Origin of the sequence: Pseudomonas sp. FSL W5-0299 (assembly GCF_005930655.1) — a bacterium.
Lineage (GTDB): Bacteria > Pseudomonadota > Gammaproteobacteria > Pseudomonadales > Pseudomonadaceae > Aquipseudomonas > Aquipseudomonas mandelii.
In genome coordinates, this window is record NZ_RXHX01000061.1 from 1 (window position 1) to 15252 (window position 15252).

The 15252-nt window shown below is 57.6% G+C and carries 20 protein-coding genes and 1 pseudogene; 11 read left to right on the forward strand and 10 right to left on the reverse strand.

Translation table 11 applies throughout. The features are described from left to right. On the forward strand, positions 1-379 hold a 379-nt coding region (locus tag FHL16_RS34625), incomplete at its 5' end, for a hypothetical protein (RefSeq protein WP_238706216.1). A 183-nt stretch (positions 380-562) separates the two neighbouring features. Here the strand turns inward: FHL16_RS34625 and FHL16_RS32600 are convergent. Together FHL16_RS32600 and FHL16_RS32605 are read right to left on the reverse strand one after the other, a co-directional pair. Then, the gene (locus FHL16_RS32600; protein ID WP_077750450.1) at positions 563-997 is read right to left on the reverse strand and encodes a GFA family protein; all 435 of its coding nucleotides are present in this window, start codon (positions 995-997) and stop codon (positions 563-565) included. Positions 998-1043: 46 nt separating this feature from the next. Next, entirely contained in the window at positions 1044-1985 is a 942-nt protein-coding gene (locus FHL16_RS32605; protein ID WP_077750451.1) for a carbon-nitrogen hydrolase family protein, read from the reverse strand. 104 nt (positions 1986-2089) lie between these two features. On the opposite strand from FHL16_RS32605, the gene FHL16_RS32610 reads away from it, so the two are divergent. Then, positions 2090-2779, forward strand: coding sequence for a winged helix-turn-helix transcriptional regulator (locus FHL16_RS32610; protein WP_010459223.1), 690 nt, complete (start codon positions 2090-2092; stop codon positions 2777-2779). A gap of 109 nt (positions 2780-2888) precedes the next feature. On the opposite strand, the gene FHL16_RS32615 is transcribed toward FHL16_RS32610, so the two are convergent. The 6 genes from FHL16_RS32615 to FHL16_RS32635 all read right to left on the reverse strand — a co-directional run bounded on the left by FHL16_RS32615 (position 2889) and on the right by FHL16_RS32635 (position 7689). Further along, positions 2889-3176, reverse strand: coding sequence for a cyd operon YbgE family protein (locus tag FHL16_RS32615; protein ID WP_010459225.1), 288 nt, complete (start codon positions 3174-3176; stop codon positions 2889-2891). Continuing rightward, complete coding sequence (gene cydX, locus FHL16_RS32620; protein ID WP_010459227.1) at positions 3173-3295, reverse strand: cytochrome bd-I oxidase subunit CydX; 123 nt, start codon at positions 3293-3295, stop codon at positions 3173-3175. The genes FHL16_RS32615 and cydX overlap by 4 nt, the downstream gene beginning before the upstream one ends. A gap of 22 nt (positions 3296-3317) precedes the next feature. Then, positions 3318-4454, reverse strand: coding sequence for a cytochrome d ubiquinol oxidase subunit II (gene cydB, locus FHL16_RS32625; RefSeq protein ID WP_077750452.1), 1137 nt, complete (start codon positions 4452-4454; stop codon positions 3318-3320). After that, a complete protein-coding gene (locus tag FHL16_RS32630; protein ID WP_077750453.1) occupies positions 4447-6018 on the reverse strand; it encodes a cytochrome ubiquinol oxidase subunit I in 1572 nt (523 codons plus the stop codon). Before FHL16_RS32630 ends, cydB begins: the two co-directional genes overlap by 8 nt. After that, positions 6015-6191 carry a cytochrome oxidase putative small subunit CydP gene (gene cydP, locus FHL16_RS34180; protein WP_010459233.1) on the reverse strand — a complete coding sequence of 59 codons (177 nt, stop codon included), beginning with the start codon at positions 6189-6191 and terminating at the stop codon, positions 6015-6017. The genes FHL16_RS32630 and cydP overlap by 4 nt, the downstream gene beginning before the upstream one ends. Before the next feature lie 172 nt (positions 6192-6363). Next, the gene (locus tag FHL16_RS32635; RefSeq protein WP_077750454.1) at positions 6364-7689 is read right to left on the reverse strand and encodes a sigma-54 interaction domain-containing protein; all 1326 of its coding nucleotides are present in this window, start codon (positions 7687-7689) and stop codon (positions 6364-6366) included. A gap of 237 nt (positions 7690-7926) precedes the next feature. On the opposite strand from FHL16_RS32635, the gene FHL16_RS32640 reads away from it, so the two are divergent. The 7 genes and pseudogenes from FHL16_RS32640 (at position 7927) to FHL16_RS32670 (ending at position 12552) form a co-directional block, all read left to right on the forward strand. Continuing rightward, the gene (locus FHL16_RS32640; protein ID WP_010459238.1) at positions 7927-8805 is read left to right on the forward strand and encodes an MBL fold metallo-hydrolase; all 879 of its coding nucleotides are present in this window, start codon (positions 7927-7929) and stop codon (positions 8803-8805) included. 52 nt (positions 8806-8857) lie between these two features. After that, positions 8858-10528: a bifunctional protein tyrosine phosphatase family protein/NAD(P)/FAD-dependent oxidoreductase gene (locus FHL16_RS32645; protein WP_010459240.1), complete on the forward strand. Its 1671-nt coding sequence runs from the start codon at positions 8858-8860 to the stop codon at positions 10526-10528. Between the two features lie 28 nt (positions 10529-10556). After that, complete coding sequence (locus FHL16_RS32650) at positions 10557-11357, forward strand: sulfite exporter TauE/SafE family protein (RefSeq protein WP_077750455.1); 801 nt, start codon at positions 10557-10559, stop codon at positions 11355-11357. 14 nt (positions 11358-11371) lie between these two features. Then, positions 11372-11473: pseudogene (locus FHL16_RS35145) on the forward strand (transcriptional regulator); the annotation flags it as partial. Then, positions 11470-11910, forward strand: a complete 441-nt coding sequence (locus FHL16_RS32660) for a YeeE/YedE family protein (protein ID WP_077750456.1) — start codon at positions 11470-11472, stop codon at positions 11908-11910. The pseudogene FHL16_RS35145 and the gene FHL16_RS32660, both read left to right, overlap by 4 nt. After that, positions 11907-12326: a DUF6691 family protein gene (locus FHL16_RS32665; RefSeq protein ID WP_077750457.1), complete on the forward strand. Its 420-nt coding sequence runs from the start codon at positions 11907-11909 to the stop codon at positions 12324-12326. Before FHL16_RS32660 ends, FHL16_RS32665 begins: the two co-directional genes overlap by 4 nt. Positions 12327-12339: 13 nt before the next feature. Continuing rightward, entirely contained in the window at positions 12340-12552 is a 213-nt protein-coding gene (locus FHL16_RS32670; RefSeq protein WP_010459248.1) for a YgaP family membrane protein, read from the forward strand. A 50-nt stretch (positions 12553-12602) separates the two neighbouring features. Here FHL16_RS32670 and FHL16_RS32675 read toward each other — a convergent pair whose 3' ends face one another. Next, on the reverse strand, positions 12603-13253 hold the full coding sequence (locus FHL16_RS32675) for an FMN-dependent NADH-azoreductase (RefSeq protein WP_077750458.1): 651 nt from the start codon (positions 13251-13253) through the stop codon (positions 12603-12605). A 103-nt stretch (positions 13254-13356) separates the two neighbouring features. Here FHL16_RS32675 and FHL16_RS32680 point away from each other — a divergent pair, with 103 nt between their 5' ends. Further along, the gene (locus FHL16_RS32680) at positions 13357-14211 is read left to right on the forward strand and encodes a LysR substrate-binding domain-containing protein (RefSeq protein ID WP_077750459.1); all 855 of its coding nucleotides are present in this window, start codon (positions 13357-13359) and stop codon (positions 14209-14211) included. Between the two features lie 148 nt (positions 14212-14359). Next, positions 14360-14689: a DHCW motif cupin fold protein gene (locus FHL16_RS32685; RefSeq protein ID WP_010459253.1), complete on the forward strand. Its 330-nt coding sequence runs from the start codon at positions 14360-14362 to the stop codon at positions 14687-14689. Between the two features lie 176 nt (positions 14690-14865). Here the strand turns inward: FHL16_RS32685 and FHL16_RS32690 are convergent. Continuing rightward, positions 14866-15252: phage infection protein (locus FHL16_RS32690; protein WP_077750460.1), on the reverse strand; the 387-nt coding region annotated here is incomplete at its 5' end.

Below are 15252 nucleotides of genomic sequence, written 5' to 3' on the forward strand. Positions count from 1 at the left end.
TGGTGGTGGTGGTGGTGGCGGTGGCAATGGAGGAGGTGGTGGTAACGGCGGTGGCAATGGAGGTGGCCATGGCGGTGGCACGGGTGGTGGTCACAGCGGGTCCGGTCACGCCGGCAACGCTGACAGCAGTGGCCGTGGAAAGGGACTGTCCAGCGATCATGCCGGCAAGGCCGTTCGCGACCGTGGTGAAAGCGGAAACCACTATGGCAGTGAACGCAACGGTGATCGCAGTAAAGGCTCAACGACTTCAGGCATCGCCCAATCCAGAGATACGCGCGGCGTCACCAAAGCCGGTGCGATTTCGACCTCGACTCCAGGCGATCACAACGCGAAAGGGTTGAGTAACGCGGCTTCCTCGGGATCAAAAAAACCGTACTGACCCGCGAGGCTGAATCGGTCTGCTGCCTGGCCGGGCGTTGAAGCCGTATCGGTTGATGTAAGCGACTACACCGAAAAAAAACGGGCGCCTTTACGGTGCCCGTTTTCAGTTGTGCCGCTGCTTGAGCGCCGATCAAGCAGCAACCGGCATAAGCTGCAATCCCGGACACTTCTTTTGCCAGCACTATTCCTCCACGCTGATACCCGATCCGCCTAACTCGCCGGGGAGATCCTTTAACTTGGGCAATCCATCCTTGATCCGCAGCACCGTCTCTTGATAGTGCACGTGAACGCCCGGCGAGTACGCGAGATCCGGAATGACCGCGGCATACACGTCAATCAGCCCCATCTCGGGGTGGTCCGTAAAGAGGTGCCCGCCACACGTCTTGCACCATTTGCGGTAGCTGCGCGGTGTCTTGTTGTAGGTGCCGATGTTGTCGGCACCCCGAGTCACTTGCACCGCGTCGGGTTTCCACAGCGTGAAGGCATTGACCGGTCCTGCTGACCAATGCCGACATGACTCGCAATGGCAATAGCCCATTGCGGCCGGTTCACCGCTGACGGTGAACTCGACTGCGCCGCAGAAACAACTGCCTTTGTACGACCGTTCAATGCTCATGGCATGACTCCTTTATCAATGGCCGATACAGCACGGATGCCTGTCTTCACTCGTCGATGTAGTGAACCGGTATCGCTGGCGAGCGCCGCACGTGCAGTTCGAAAATGTCAGGGCGCGCGTAATGCCCGGTGACGTCGAGCGCCCGTCGCGCCGGCGCCACGAGTGCGACGTCAATGTCCGCATACAGAATGCCGGCCTCCCGATGCAAGGGGCCGGCCACAATCCGGCCTTGAGGACTGACCACCACCGAGTCGCCATCGTTGATCCATTCGTCCGGATCGGCAAACAGTTGCATACGCGCTGGAAAGTCCTCGGGAATGTCACTGCCGCGCAGCGCGGTGCCGCTGCCGAGCACCCAACAGCGGCCTTCAAGTGCAATGTGCCGCATCGTGCTGATCCAGCCTTCGCCGGTGTCGTAGGTGGGCGCGATATAAATCTCCACCCCTTGGGCATACAGGGAATAGCGCGCCAGCGGCATGTAGTTTTCCCAGCAGATCAGCGCACCGACGCGGCCGACCGGTGTATCGACCGCACGCAACCCGGACGCATCACCGAAGCCATGCACCATGCGTTCCGGATTGGTCGGCATCAGCTTGCGATGGCGGTTGAGCACTGCGCCATCCGCACCGATAACGACTACGCTGTTATAGAGCGTGCCGCCTCCCGTAGAGCGGTCGCATTCATTGATGCCACACACAATCGTCACGGCGTGAACCCTGGCGGCTTCGCATAATTCGCCCAGATCACCGTTGGCGATATCGACCGCGTTGGCCAGCAGCCGCGTGTGCAACTGGCCCATGACAGCCCCGTCCTTGCCCGCCGCCAGTCGCCAGATCCACGACGGGTAACCGGGAATGAACGATTCGGGCAAAACGATCAGCGAGGCGCCTGCTGCCGCCGCCTCGGCGACCGATTGCACGGCCCGGGCGATCGTCGCGCTGCGATCGAGCAGCACGGGCGGGCGCTGAATGATGGCTACCTTGGTCATGGCGTTCTCCATTGGCTTTTGGCTTTCGAAGGCTTGAGCGTGCGCGTGGCGAAGGGGCCGGGCTAGTTCAAAAAGTGAAGCGTTGCAGTTGCGGAGTCCAGGCAATGGAAGAGAGCTACGGCCAGTTCTGCACAGTCGCCCGCGGTGCTGAAGCCCTGTGCGAGCGCTGGACACCGTTGGTGGTGCGCGAGCTGCTGTGCGGCAGCAAACGCTTTAACGAACTGCACCGTGGCGTCCCCCGAATGTCCACCAATCTGCTGGCACAACGGCTACGCCATCTGGAAGACATCGGCGTCGTACACCGCACGGCCACCGGCAAAGTCTGGGAGTACAGCCTGACCGCGGCGGGCGAGGAACTGCGCCCCATCATCATGGCGCTGGGGCACTGGGGAGCGCGCTGGATCGGCAGTCGCCTGCGCGATGACCAACTCGACGCCGGCCTGCTGATGTGGGATGTGCGGCGGTTCGTGCGCATTGAGACGTTTCCGTCGCGACCGGTGGTCATCCAGTTCACGTTCCGCGACGCGCGGCCCGGCGAGCAAGCCTGGTGGCTGGTGGTGGAGCAGGGCGTGGCGGATCTATGCCGCGATGACCCGGGCCGCGAGCTGACGCTGGTCGTGGACTCCAGCGTGCGCGCGTTGACCGAAGTGTGGGCGGGCGACCGCACACCGCGGGAGGTGCTTGAGTCGCAAGAGCTGCGTGTGGATGGCGCGGTGAAGGACGCGGAAAACCTGTGGCGCTGGCTGGGGACGAGTGCGTTTGCGGGGACCAGGAGGGCGGCAGTCACTCGTTAGCTTGGCGAAATAACCATCAGTGAGCGAGCGGCGCTGGCCGATCTGAGCATGATCTGACCGGCCTCAGTTCCTTATGTTGAAGACTCAGATCAAATCGTGTCGTCAGTCCTCACTGTAGAAACTTTACCCAGCCAGCAACGGCAAGTAACACGAAACAAGTCCAGCCTGAGAGAAGCCAGCGCCAGACGAGCATCCGCGGGACAAAACCCACACCTTTCACAAAGGCCACGCTCATGGCTGCGAATAATGCTGTAGCCAGCGCGTGGTCAGGCTTCCCGTCAGGAGCGGCCATCATGGGAGGATAGAGCGTGCAAGCGAGCATGATTGCTAAAGCGATCACCAAACTCGGCAAATGAAGGTGTGAGGTTGGTTGAGGGTTAGCGACGCGCGGCATCATGACAGCGTCTCGTCGTTGTCGCTCAAGGCTCGGCCAACTTCGTTCTCGCCCCACATCGCGTTCAATATAGCCAGTAGCAATGCAAAACCGACCCCCAGCATCCAGGCGAAATACCACATGTTCATTACTCCTTTGCCGGCACTAATAGGCAGAATGTTCGTTGGCTTTGATCTGTGCAACGGTGACCTTGCCCCGCATGACGCGATACGCCCACGAGGTATAAAGCACAATCAGTGGCATGAAGATCAACGCGGCCCAGAACATGATGGCCAGGCTTAAGTGACTGGCGACGCTGTCCCACACGGTAAGACTTGCCGCAGGCATCGTTGATGACGGCATGACGAACGGAAACATCGATACGCCGGCCGTGCAGATAACACCGATGACTGAAAGCGATGACGCAATAAACGCTGAAAGTGTATGGCGCGCCATCAACAGCACGGCGGCACCTGCTGCGCCGATCAATCCCAGTGCGGGCAGCAGCCACAGCAAAGGATAATGGCCATAGTTGGCCATCCAGGCTCCCGCTTCGCGCACCACGGACTTGCTGAGAATGTCAGGCAGTCCTGCCGTATCAACTACCGATGTAATGCGATAGCCATCAATCCATTGCAGCCAGATGCCGGCAACGATAAATGAACACACCAGCACGATCGCTGCACCCACCCCGCCTTTGATTGCCCTCGCCTGGATAACCCCTTCAGTGCGATGTGCCAGATAAGCACCACCTTGAAGGGTGATCATTGCGCTGCTTACAACGCCGGTGAGCAACGCGAAGGGGTTGAGCAGTTGCCAGAAGCTGCCGGTGTAGGTCGAAACCAGCAGGTCGTTAAAGTGGAACGGCACACCTTGCAGCAGGTTGCCAAACGCAATCCCGAAGACCAGAGGCGGCACTGCTCCACCCACAAAGAGTCCCCAGTCCCAAGTACTGCGCCAGGTGGAGTTGTGGATCTTGCTGCGATAGTCAAAACCCACCGGGCGGAAGAACAGCGCCCAGAGGACCAGAATCATCGCCCAGTAGAATCCGCTGAATGCGGTGGCATACACCACAGGCCACGCCGCAAACAATGCGCCACCCGCAGTAATGAACCAGACCTGATTCCCATCCCAATGCGGACCGACGGTATTGATAACGACGCGCCGCTCCATGTCATTGCGGCCGACAAAGGGCAGCAGCGTGCCGACCCCCATGTCGTGGCCATCCATGATGGCGAAGCCGATCAGCAATACACCGACCAGCGCCCACCAGATAATTTTCAGGGTGAAGTAATCAAGCATGGTGGAGTTCCTTCAAATGGGCATCGTGTACATAACGGCCAGTTCCGAGGCTGCCAGGACCTTGACGGGCAAACTTGACCATCAGGAACATTTCAACCACCAGCAGCACGGTGTAGAAAACGATGAATCCCGCCAGCGAGCCATAGAGGTTGTTGACGCTAAGCGTGGATACGCTCATGTGGGTCGGCAGCACGCCGTAAATGGTCCAGGGCTGGCGGCCGTATTCAGCGACGAACCAGCCCAGCTCGCAGGCAATCCATGGCGCAGGCAGCATGCAGAGCGCCCAACGCAGTAACCAGCGGCGTCGTGTGCAGGTCGACTTCAAGGTGCTCCAAAAGGCAAGTCCGAATAGCACAAGCATGGCAAAACCTAGCGCGACCATGATCCGGAACGCCCAGAACATAGGTGTCACGCGCGGTACGGTATCGTTTACGGCCTTTTCGATAATGGCCGGCGTGGCCTGGTTGACGTCCTCGACATACTTCTTGAGCAACAGGCCAAAGCCCAGATCGGTTTTGTATTCATCGAATGTCTTCAGAGCTGCCGAATCGGTGCGATTGGCTCTGACGGCTTCAAGGGCATTGACGGCGGTAATACCTCGGAGAATTCGAGCGCGGTTCTTTTCTTTGATCTCATGAATGCCTGGAATCTGCTTGCTGACTGATCGTGTGCCAATCAGGCCCATCAGCCACGGCACTTCAACTTCCCAGTTATTTTTAGACTCGGCTTCATTAATACTGGCCACCAATGTCAGGCCCGCCGGAGCAGGCTTCGTTTCCCACATGGCCTCCATGGCTGCCATCTTGGTTTGCTGCGCCTCACCCACCGTGTAACCCGACTCGTCACCCAACACGATCACGCTCAGCACTGATGCGAGACCAAAGGCCGCCGCCACCCGGAAACTGCGTTTGGCAAACTCGACATCACGATTCTTGAGCAAGTACCAACTGGAAATCGACAGCACAAACATCGAACCGGTGACATAACCGGCTGAGACGGTGTGCACAAACTTGGCCTGTGCTACCGGATTGAAAACCACTGCCCAAAAATCAACCATCTCCATGCGCATGGTGATGTAACTGAATTCTGAACCTACCGGGTTCTGCATCCAGCCATTGGCGATCAGAATCCACAAGGCTGAAAGGTTTGTACCAATCGCCATCAGCAGAGTGACCAGCAAGTGGTGCTCTTTCTTCAGACGATCCCAACCAAAAAAGAACAGGCCGATCATGGTCGATTCAAGAAAGAACGCCATCATGCCCTCGATCGCCAGTGGGGCTCCGAAGATGTCGCCGACGTAATGCGAGTAATACGCCCAGTTGGTACCGAACTGGAATTCCAGGGTGATGCCCGTAGTCACCCCCAGGGCGAAGTTGATGCCGAACAACTTGCCCCAGAAGCGCGTCATGTCTTTCCAGATGACATTACCGGTCATCACAAAGACACTTTCCATGATGACCAGCAGCCAGACCATGCCAACCGTGAGCGGTACAAAAAGAAAGTGATAAAGCGCAGTGGCTGCAAACTGCAGCCGAGACAAATCCACCAGGTGTTCTGAAATCACTTGCTTGCCCCTTGAGTCGAGGTGGGTACACCGAAACGGTTTCCGATGGTGTTCGAGTCGACACTGACGTGCGAATCCCGGATGAACAGCCACCACAGCACTGTCAGCACCAGTAGCTTGATCACTACTGCTGTGAGCAGATGGCGTCGCAGTCGTTTGTCGGAAATGGTCATGACTATGCAGTTAGCACACGGCATGCCAAGGGGGAGAGGTAAGTTTTTATCGTTTTAAAACAGGCGGTTAGATACTAATCCAGCGATGCGCGGAATGTGTTGGCAGGTCAGTGCGCTGCCAATCTGCCAGGGTTGGCAGTCATTGGCAGTCTTACGGCGCGAGCACTCACTACTAGGCCAAACCTTGTTCTTTCAATCGTCTGTACAAAGTACGTTCGCTAATTCCAAGGTGCTTGGCCAGTTCAGCGCGGGTACCTTTGAACGTAGCCAGTTCCTGTACCAGCGAGCTGCCATCGAAAGCAGTTGAAGTCGAGACCTGAGCAGATGCCACCACGGATACCTGAGGCAAATGTATGGAGCGAATCACACCATCGTCAGCAAACAGACTGGCTCTTTCCAGAACATTGCGTAACTCACGGATATTGCCGGGCCAGGAAAACCGCTGCAATTGCGTCAGCGCATCAGCTTCTATTGTCAGTCGGCGCTTGCCTGAACCGGCACGTTGCAGAAATGAATTCACCAGCAACCCAATGTCTTCAATTCGGTCGCGCAAGGGAGGTAACTGAATGGGAAAGGCGCTGATGCGGTAGTACAGGTCCTGCCTGAACTCACCTTTCTCCATCATTTTTTCCAGTGGTTTGTGGGTCGCCGCAATTAACCTGAAGTTAGCGTGAAGGGTCTCGACACCCCCGACACGGCGATAGGTGCCCGATTCGATCAGGCGCAACAGTTTCACCTGCATCGCCAGCGGAATATCGCCAATCTCATCGAGAAACAACGTGCCGCCCTGGGCCGTTTCAACCAGGCCAGGCTTACGCATGGTGGCACCGGTGAATGCTCCTTTTTCATGGCCGAACAACTCGCTCTCAAATAACGTTTCAGTCAAGCCAGAGCAATCAACGACGACAAAGGGTCCAGTGGCCCGCTCGCTGGTTTCATGTACGGCGCGGGCGAACAGTTCTTTGCCCGTACCGGACTCACCGAGCAGCAGCACCGGCAGCATTGAGGGTGCCACCCGCTGCAGCTCCGACAGGGCACGGTTAAAGGCGGGTGAACGGCCGACCAACCCTTCGTTACTGGGCCGCGCTGATGCGCTGCGAACCAGTGTCAGACGCTCCACATAGGCAGTAATAACACCGTGCTCATCTAGAATCGGGCGTAATTCGACGTCGACATGCTCAGGACCGCGAGGCGTGTGGTGAATGTGCAAAACGCGATCCGGTCCGCGCATTTCCTGCGCCTTTTTCATCGGACAGTTCTCACCCGCCTGATCACAGGGGACATCGTAATGGTGTGAGATTTGATAACACTTATGGCCGATAAAGGGCTTGTCAGCGCTGCCAAACTGCCGCTGATAGGCCGTGTTGGCAGCCAGAATGTTGTAGTCCGGATCGAGCACGATCATCGGCTGGGGTTCGTACTCAAGAAACGAAACAAGTGACTGCACTTGATCCGAGTGCGGGAGTGAGTGGGGTGGGGCGGGCAGGATAATCTTCATCGTGGCTCCTGAGAATCCATCCATCCTGTTGTGGCACTGCCACCTCTGTCAACAAGCACTGCCAATGGCAGTAAATCCAGGTGGATGTAGAAAAACTAAAACCATGCTGAGAAAAATAAACTTAATAAAATCAAATAGGTAGGAGCATATTTTTGTGCGGGTCGGGCTTGGCAGACTTATTGCTATATCTGCCTCAGTGTGAGCGGCTTGGTAAAAGCCCCCTAAGGAGACAGGCCAATGAGTGTAAAACTTCACGTCGAAGGATTCTTCGATTCTGCTACCAATACCGTCAGCTATCTTGTGCTGGATGAGGCGACCCACCACTGCGCTTTGATCGACAGCGTACTTGATTACGACCCTAAGTCCGGCCACACCAGCACAACGTCTGCCGACAAGTTGATTGCGAGGGTGAAGGAACTCAATGCGAAGGTCGACTGGATTCTTGAGACTCACGTCCACGCAGACCACCTGACGGCCGCGCCCTACCTGAAGGAAAAACTCGGTGGGAAAATAGGGATCGGCAGTCAGATTTCTACGGTGCAGGAGGTGTTCGGCACGCTGTTCAATACAGGTCGCGATATGGCCCGCGATGGAAGCCAGTTCGATCACCTGTTCGTCAATGACGAGCCGTTTGCCATTGGCACGCTGCAATGCCACGCGCTCCATACACCCGGCCATACACCCGCCTGTATGACGTATGTCATCAGCGATGGGATCGAAACGGCTGCCTTCGTTGGCGATACCTTGTTTATGCCCGACTACGGTACTGCACGCTGTGACTTTCCCGGCGGCAATGCGCGCACGTTGTTCCAGTCAATCAACAAGGTGCTGAGTCTGCCGGCCAATACCTTGCTGTACATGTGTCACGACTACCAGCCGGGTGGCCGCGAGGTGCAGTTCGTCAGCACCGTTGCAGACCAGCGCGCGCACAACGTTCATGTGCGTAATGGCATCAGCGAAGAGGAGTTTGTGGCGATGCGCACAAAGCGTGATGCATCGTTGGAAATGCCGACACTGATCCTGCCATCGGTTCAGGTCAACATGCGAGCAGGGCACTTGCCCGAGCCTGAAGCGAACGGAACGCGCTACCTGAAAATCCCGCTCAACGTCGCCTGACGTTGCCTTTCCCAGAAAACGCATAAGAAAAATACCCATAACGGAGATCCTTATGGACATTCGCCACCTTGCGCCCGGACTGTCGGTATCAGAACAGATTTTCCCCAACCAATTGGCTGAACTCAAAGAAGCCGGTTTTCGCACCGTCGTGTGTAACCGTCCCGATGGCGAAGGCAGTGATCAGCCCTTGTTTGCCGAAATCAAACGAGCCGCCGAAGCGGCCGGCATCGAGGCGCACTACCTCCCCGCAGAGTCAGGCAAAGTCACTGACGAGCAAGGTATTGCCTTCGGCAAGCTCCTTGAAACACTGCCAAAGCCGGTGTTGGCCTATTGCCGTTCCGGCATGCGCTCGACAACGATGTGGGCACTGTCACAAGCGGGCCAGCAACCCCTGCCACAGATCGTCGAGACCGCCAAAAAAGCCGGGTTCGATATGAAAGGCGTCATTCGCCGGATCGCGAATCAGGGACGCACGCCGGTCGAAGTGGCCGAGGCGCAGCATACCGTGGTCATCATCGGGGGCGGTGCGGCAGGTATCGCGACCGCTTCCAGTTTGCTGGCACGAGAACCCGGACTCGACGTTGCCATCATCGACCCGGCCGATGTGCACTACTACCAGCCTGGCTGGACACTGGTCGGCTGTGGAGTCTTCGATGCGCCACAAACTGCCCGAACGATGGGCACGACCATCCCTCGCGGTGTGCATTGGATCAAGTCGGCGGTCGCCGCTTTCGAACCCGAGAGAAATGCCGTCATTCTTGATGGGTGCAGAGTCGTCAAATACGAGCAACTGATCGTGTGCCCTGGCCTCAAGCTCAATTGGCATGCAATCGAAGGTTTGTCGGACACCCTGGGCCGCAACGGCGTGACTTCAAACTACCTGTATCAACTCGCCCCCTATACGTGGGAACTGGTGCAGCAACTGCGTGGTGGCCGAGCCATTTTCACGCAACCGCCCATGCCGATCAAATGTGCCGGGGCGCCGCAAAAAGCCATGTACTTATCTGCCGATCATTGGAAACGTACCGGTGTATTGGACAAAGTCGAGATCGAGTTTTGCAGCGCCGGCGCGGTGCTGTTCGGAGTTCCCGACTACGTGCCCGCACTGATGGAATACATCAAGGCCTATGGTATCGACCTGAATTTCGGCAACACACTCACCAGCGTGAATGGGCCTGCACGGACTGCAACGTTCAACTGCGTCAACCCGGATGGCAGCGCCCATCTTGTTACGCGCGACTTCGATCTACTTCATGTGGTGCCACCGCAGATTGCACCCGATTTCATTCGCGTCAGCCCTCTCGCTGACGCGGCGGGCTGGATTGATGTCGACCCAGCCACGCTGCGGCATAAAACCTGGGTCAATATTCACGCGCTGGGCGACGCCACCAACACCAGCAACGCCAAGACCGCGGCTGCAGCACGCAAGCAGGCGCCAGTCGTTGCCCATAATGTGTTGGCCGCAATGGGTAAAGCCAAAGGCAGTGCCCATTACGACGGTTACGGCTCCTGCCCGCTGACGGTTGAGCGCGGCAAGATCGTATTGGCTGAGTTCACCTATGGCGGCAAGGTCGCCCCCAGCTTTCCATCTTGGCTGATTGACGGTACCCGGCCATCGAGGCTGGCATGGCTGCTCAAAGAGCGGATTCTTCCACCGCTGTATTGGAAGGGAATGCTCAAGGGCCATGAGTGGATGGCAAAACCTGAGTTGGCTGACGTATGAAATCAGACCTGAAAGCAAGGAGACTGAGATGACCGTCGTTTTACTGCTCGGGCTTACTGTTGGCGTCATTCTGGCGCTGACCGGCGCCGGTGGAGGAATACTGGCTGTTCCATTACTGGTGTTTGGAGTGGGATTGAGCATGGCCGAGGCAGGGCCAATCGGTTTACTGGCTGTCGGTTTAGCCGCGACCCTGGGTGCCGTAATGGGGCTCAAAAACGGCACCGTCCGCTATAAAGCGGCGCTTTTAGTTGCAGGCGCGGGCATCGTCTGTTCTCCACTTGGCCTTTGGCTGGCGCAGCACACGCCTAACCGTCCGTTGACGATCATGTTTGCCTTCGTGCTGATGTACGTTGCGTTCCGGGTCTATCAACGATCGCTCACTCCCTCCACGGAGTCGAAGACCCCCGTCACATCCAAACCACCGCCTTGTCTATTGGACGTGAACCGAGGAAAGATTAACTGGACGGGGCCGTGTGCATGGGCACTCACCGTTTCCGGCATTGTCGCGGGCGGGCTTTCCGGCTTGCTCGGCGTGGGCGGTGGCTTTGTGATGGTGCCGGCACTCCAGCGATACACCAATTTGACAGCGCAGTCGGTGCTTGCAACGTCTCTTGCCGTTATTGCGCTGGTTTCCATTTCCGGCGTTGCTGCAAGCTCCGCAGCCGGGCATTTGCAGTGGGCGGTCGCACTTCCGTTTTCCATTGGCGCATTGGTCGGAATGGTGTGCGGGCGTCTGATCGCGGCACGGCTGGCGGGTCCACACTTACAAAAAGGCTTCGCCGCAGTTTCCATGGTGGTGGCGGTGGCCTTGCTAGTGAAAGCTATTTAGTCATGTGCATACGCCGCCGTGACGCAAAACAGGTGGTCAATCGCATCGGCAGTCCCGCTGCATTGGCAGTCATCCAAACCCTCTATCAACCATTTCGTGCCGGAGAATCTTCATGAATGTCGACTGGCTCAACTTCACCCCCTGGTCATCCCTTGCCGGTGGCGCACTGATTGGCTTGGCGGCCAGTCTATTCGTCGTCGCCAACGGGCGTATCGCAGGCATCAGCGGTCTGATCGGCAGTCTTTTACAGCGGGGGAGCGAAGGGGTGAGTGAGAAAGCACTTTTTCTCCTGGGCCTGCTTATCGCACCGCTTCTATGGGGCTTGTTCGCCACGCTGCCGCAAATCGAATTCAAAAGTGGCTGGTTCGGGCTGATCGTCGCCGGTGTATTGGTGGGCATCGGCACACGATACGGTTCAGGTTGCACCAGTGGCCATGGGGTGTGCGGCATATCGCGCCTTTCGCCGCGATCGATGGTTGCCACTGCGTGCTTCATGTTCAGTGGTTTCGCCACAGTGTTTGTCCTGCGTCATCTGCTGGGGGGTTGGACATGACCAAACTGAGTGCATTCATTGCAGGTCTGCTGTTCGGCTTGGGTCTGCTTCTGGCCGGCATGGCCAATCCGAGCAAAGTGCTCGCTTTCCTGGACCTGACCGGTGCCTGGGACCCTTCCTTGGCGTTGGTCATGGTCGGCGCAATCGGCATAGCCATTGGCCCGCTGACCTGGGCACGCCGGCAATCCAGTTCGCTGCTGGGAAAGCCAATGCAGCTACCGATCAAACGTGAGTTGGACCCACGCCTGATTGGCGGGAGCCTGTTGTTTGGCATCGGCTGGGGAATAGCAGGCATTTGTCCTGGCCCCGCAGTGGCCATTCTGCTGACAGGACGCTGGCAAATAATCGTATTCATGTTGGCGATGCTGGCCGGCATGTTGTTGTTTACTGCGCTGGAGACTCGGCGCAACCATTGATCGGGAGATCGCCATGAAAGCGAATGTCGGAACCATTGATCGAACCCTGCGCATTGTCGCCGGTCTGCTTCTCATTGGCCTTAGTCTGTCCGGGGTGATCGGCGTATGGGGCTGGATAGGTTTGGTGCCGCTGGCGACAGGCATTTTCCGTTTCTGCCCTGTCTATACGTTGCTCGGCATCAAATCGTGCCAGTCGACCTGTTCGGACAGCAGAGAACGGCCATAAGGGTTTAGTCTCGCAGGCCGTGCTTCAAAACCCTCAGATACCTGCTGCCATTATTGCGGGGAGGGGATGAAGCGGTCTGCCAGGCGCCTGGCCTGCTGAGTCGCGGCCTCACGCGCACGCAGGTCAACGTCTTCCCCCAGGATGGTTTTCTCCACAATCACCGAATGCACATCCGTGACGCCGATAAATCTCAGCCAGGCTTCCACGTAGGGCTTCTGAAAGTCGAAGCGCTCCGCCGGTGTGATCGACTGCGCCGAAAAATCCAGGCCGCGGGCGTACATCACCACGGCGCGTTTGTTGTGCAGCATGCCTTCCAGGCCGCGCTCCGGGTCAACGCTGAACAGGATGTCCTTCTGCGATACCAGGTCGATGAAGTGCTTGAGTTTGTACGGGATGCTGAAATTCCACAGCGGTACGGACATCACCAGTACATCCGCGCGGTGCAGGTGCGCAGCCAGTTCTTTCAACGTGTTCCAGGCCTCCTGTTGCGCTGTGGTCAACGGCGTGCCACTGAGCCCGGCGTATTTGGCCTCCATCGCCACATCATCAAATTCCGGCAGCGCCATGCTCCAGAGGTCGAGGGTGACGATTTCAGTGTCCGGGGTGTTTGCTTGATAACGCGCAATGAAACTGCGAGCGACTTCAAGGGAAGCCGAGCGCTGTTTGCGTGGAGAGCATTGAATATGCAGAAGGGTTGTCATGGCACACCTTGAATGATGAGGGCGGGGCAGGTGACGCATTGCAACATAGTTGTATTTGAAATATAAATCGTAAATTCCAACTAGATTAATCACGAATAAAACTATGTTCGACACGTTGCTGCTCAAGACATTTGTCACGGTCGTCGATGAAGACGGCTTCAGCCGTGCCGCCCAGAAGCTGCACCTGACTCAGTCGGCGGTCAGTGGTCATGTGCGGCGATTGGAAGAGCAGATTGGTAAGCCGCTGTTGACGCGTACCACCCGTTCCCAGCAACTGACGGCCGATGGCGAGCGCCTGGTCGCTTATGCACGCACGATCCTCGCGCTGAACCGTGATGCCTGGACTGACCTGACACGCACACCGTTTCACGGGCGGTTGCGGATCGGGTTGTCCGAAGATTTTGTCGAGTCTCGATTGCTGCGCACTGTTCAGGATTTCGCGGCGCAGTACCCCGGGATGGAAATCGAGGTGCAGGTGAACATCCCCGGTTCGTTGCTGGCGCTGATGAAGCAAGGGCAACTGGACGTGGTCATCGGTTCGTTGTGCGAAACCAGCGAAGCGGGGTTGCTGCTGTGGCAAGAGCCGCTGGTGTGGGCGTGGTCGGCGCAACCCGTCACCCGGTTACCGACGCCGTTGCCGCTGGCCCTGTTCCCCGCGCCGTGCCCTTATCGCGAAGCCGCGTTGACGAGACTGGCGCAGGCGGGAATCGCCCAACGCACGGCAATGTTGTGCAGCAGCACCGCCGGGTTGCGGGCGGCGGCACTGGCAGGCTTCGCGATAGCGCCCATGCCTCTCAGTCAGTTGGGGCAGGGGCTGGCGGTTATCGGGGCTGAACAAGGATTGCCGGCATTGCCGGATGCGCAATGTCGGCTGTTCGCCTCACCTGAAGCGGATCAGGCGATGGTGGCAGCGGTCACTCAGCTCATTGTGGAGTATTGCTCCACGCGCAGGGCTTGATTGGCATGGGCGTAGCGGCATCCATTTGAGTCAGTGATTGCAAGCTTGGATGGGCGCCTGTATCTCCTAAATGCGGGGCATCTGTATCTATCGAGAATCCCACTGGAGCGGTACGGTCCACAGATCCTCTATCATTGATGAGCCACCCATGGATCTAACGGATGTTCCCTTTGGTACGACCGATTGGTCGACTGTCGAACCTGTCCAGTACGCCGGACAGACGGGCACTGCCTATTGGCGAACCTGCCAGTTTGGTTCGACGCGTGTGCGGATGGTTGAATACAGTCCTGGTTATCTGGCCGATCACTGGTGCTGGAGAGGGCATATCCTGTTGTGCCTGGAAGGCGAGTTGCACACGGAACTGGAGGATGGTCGCCAATTCACGCTTACAGCGGGGATGAGCTATCAGGTGGGCAACAACGCTGAGGGGCATCGATCTTTCAGCACCACAGGCGCGAAGTTGTTTATCGTGGATTGACTCTGTACCAACCACGATCGTCCCATTGCAGAGTCAGGTGCTCATCGAAGGACGTTTGTGGCAGCACTGTGCGCCCGTTCTGCCTGTCCAGAGCTTGACGGAGTAAAAACAGAGCGTAAAAAAGCCCGGCATGTCAGGCCGGGCTTCTTGTTGGATGCCGCAGTAAAGCCATTCATTCAGGCAGCGCGGCTTTCGATCAGACGGTCGGAACCACCTTCAGCGACGCGGTTTTCGATCAGACGGTCAGAACCACCTTCAGCGACGCGGTTTTCGATCAGACGATCGGAACCACCTTCAGCAACGCGGTTTTCGATCAGGCGGTCGGAACCACCTTCAGCGACGCGGTTTTCGATCAGGCGGTCGGAACCACCCTCAGCGACGCGGTTTTCGATCAGGCGGTCGGAACCACCTTCAGCAACGCGGTTTTCGATCAGACGATCCGAACCACCCTCAGCCACACGGCTTTCAATCAGACGATCCGAGCCGCCTTCAGCGACAACCGGGTGAGCAGAAGAAGCGGCGAAAGCGTTAACTGCAAAAACCGAGAAAGCGATGCTGAGAAG

Coding starts and splice junctions, on each gene's coding strand:
- cydB (WP_077750452.1), bottom strand. CDS start 4,454: ATGCTTGATTACTTCACCCTGAAAATTATCTGGTGGGCGCTGGTCGGT.
- FHL16_RS32675 (WP_077750458.1), bottom strand. CDS start 13,253: ATGACAACCCTTCTGCATATTCAATGCTCTCCACGCAAACAGCGCTCG.
- FHL16_RS32680 (WP_077750459.1), top strand. CDS start 13,357: ATGTTCGACACGTTGCTGCTCAAGACATTTGTCACGGTCGTCGATGAA.
- FHL16_RS32685 (WP_010459253.1), top strand. CDS start 14,360: ATGGATCTAACGGATGTTCCCTTTGGTACGACCGATTGGTCGACTGTC.
- FHL16_RS32615 (WP_010459225.1), bottom strand. CDS start 3,176: ATGATGCCGCGCGTCGCTAACCCTCAACCAACCTCACACCTTCATTTG.
- FHL16_RS32665 (WP_077750457.1), top strand. CDS start 11,907: ATGACCAAACTGAGTGCATTCATTGCAGGTCTGCTGTTCGGCTTGGGT.
- FHL16_RS32600 (WP_077750450.1), bottom strand. CDS start 997: ATGAGCATTGAACGGTCGTACAAAGGCAGTTGTTTCTGCGGCGCAGTC.
- FHL16_RS32640 (WP_010459238.1), top strand. CDS start 7,927: ATGAGTGTAAAACTTCACGTCGAAGGATTCTTCGATTCTGCTACCAAT.
- FHL16_RS32610 (WP_010459223.1), top strand. CDS start 2,090: ATGGAAGAGAGCTACGGCCAGTTCTGCACAGTCGCCCGCGGTGCTGAA.
- FHL16_RS32670 (WP_010459248.1), top strand. CDS start 12,340: ATGAAAGCGAATGTCGGAACCATTGATCGAACCCTGCGCATTGTCGCC.
- FHL16_RS32650 (WP_077750455.1), top strand. CDS start 10,557: ATGACCGTCGTTTTACTGCTCGGGCTTACTGTTGGCGTCATTCTGGCG.
- FHL16_RS32645 (WP_010459240.1), top strand. CDS start 8,858: ATGGACATTCGCCACCTTGCGCCCGGACTGTCGGTATCAGAACAGATT.
- FHL16_RS32660 (WP_077750456.1), top strand. CDS start 11,470: ATGAATGTCGACTGGCTCAACTTCACCCCCTGGTCATCCCTTGCCGGT.
- FHL16_RS32635 (WP_077750454.1), bottom strand. CDS start 7,689: ATGAAGATTATCCTGCCCGCCCCACCCCACTCACTCCCGCACTCGGAT.
- FHL16_RS32605 (WP_077750451.1), bottom strand. CDS start 1,985: ATGACCAAGGTAGCCATCATTCAGCGCCCGCCCGTGCTGCTCGATCGC.
- cydX (WP_010459227.1), bottom strand. CDS start 3,295: ATGTGGTATTTCGCCTGGATGCTGGGGGTCGGTTTTGCATTGCTACTG.
- cydP (WP_010459233.1), bottom strand. CDS start 6,191: ATGACCATTTCCGACAAACGACTGCGACGCCATCTGCTCACAGCAGTA.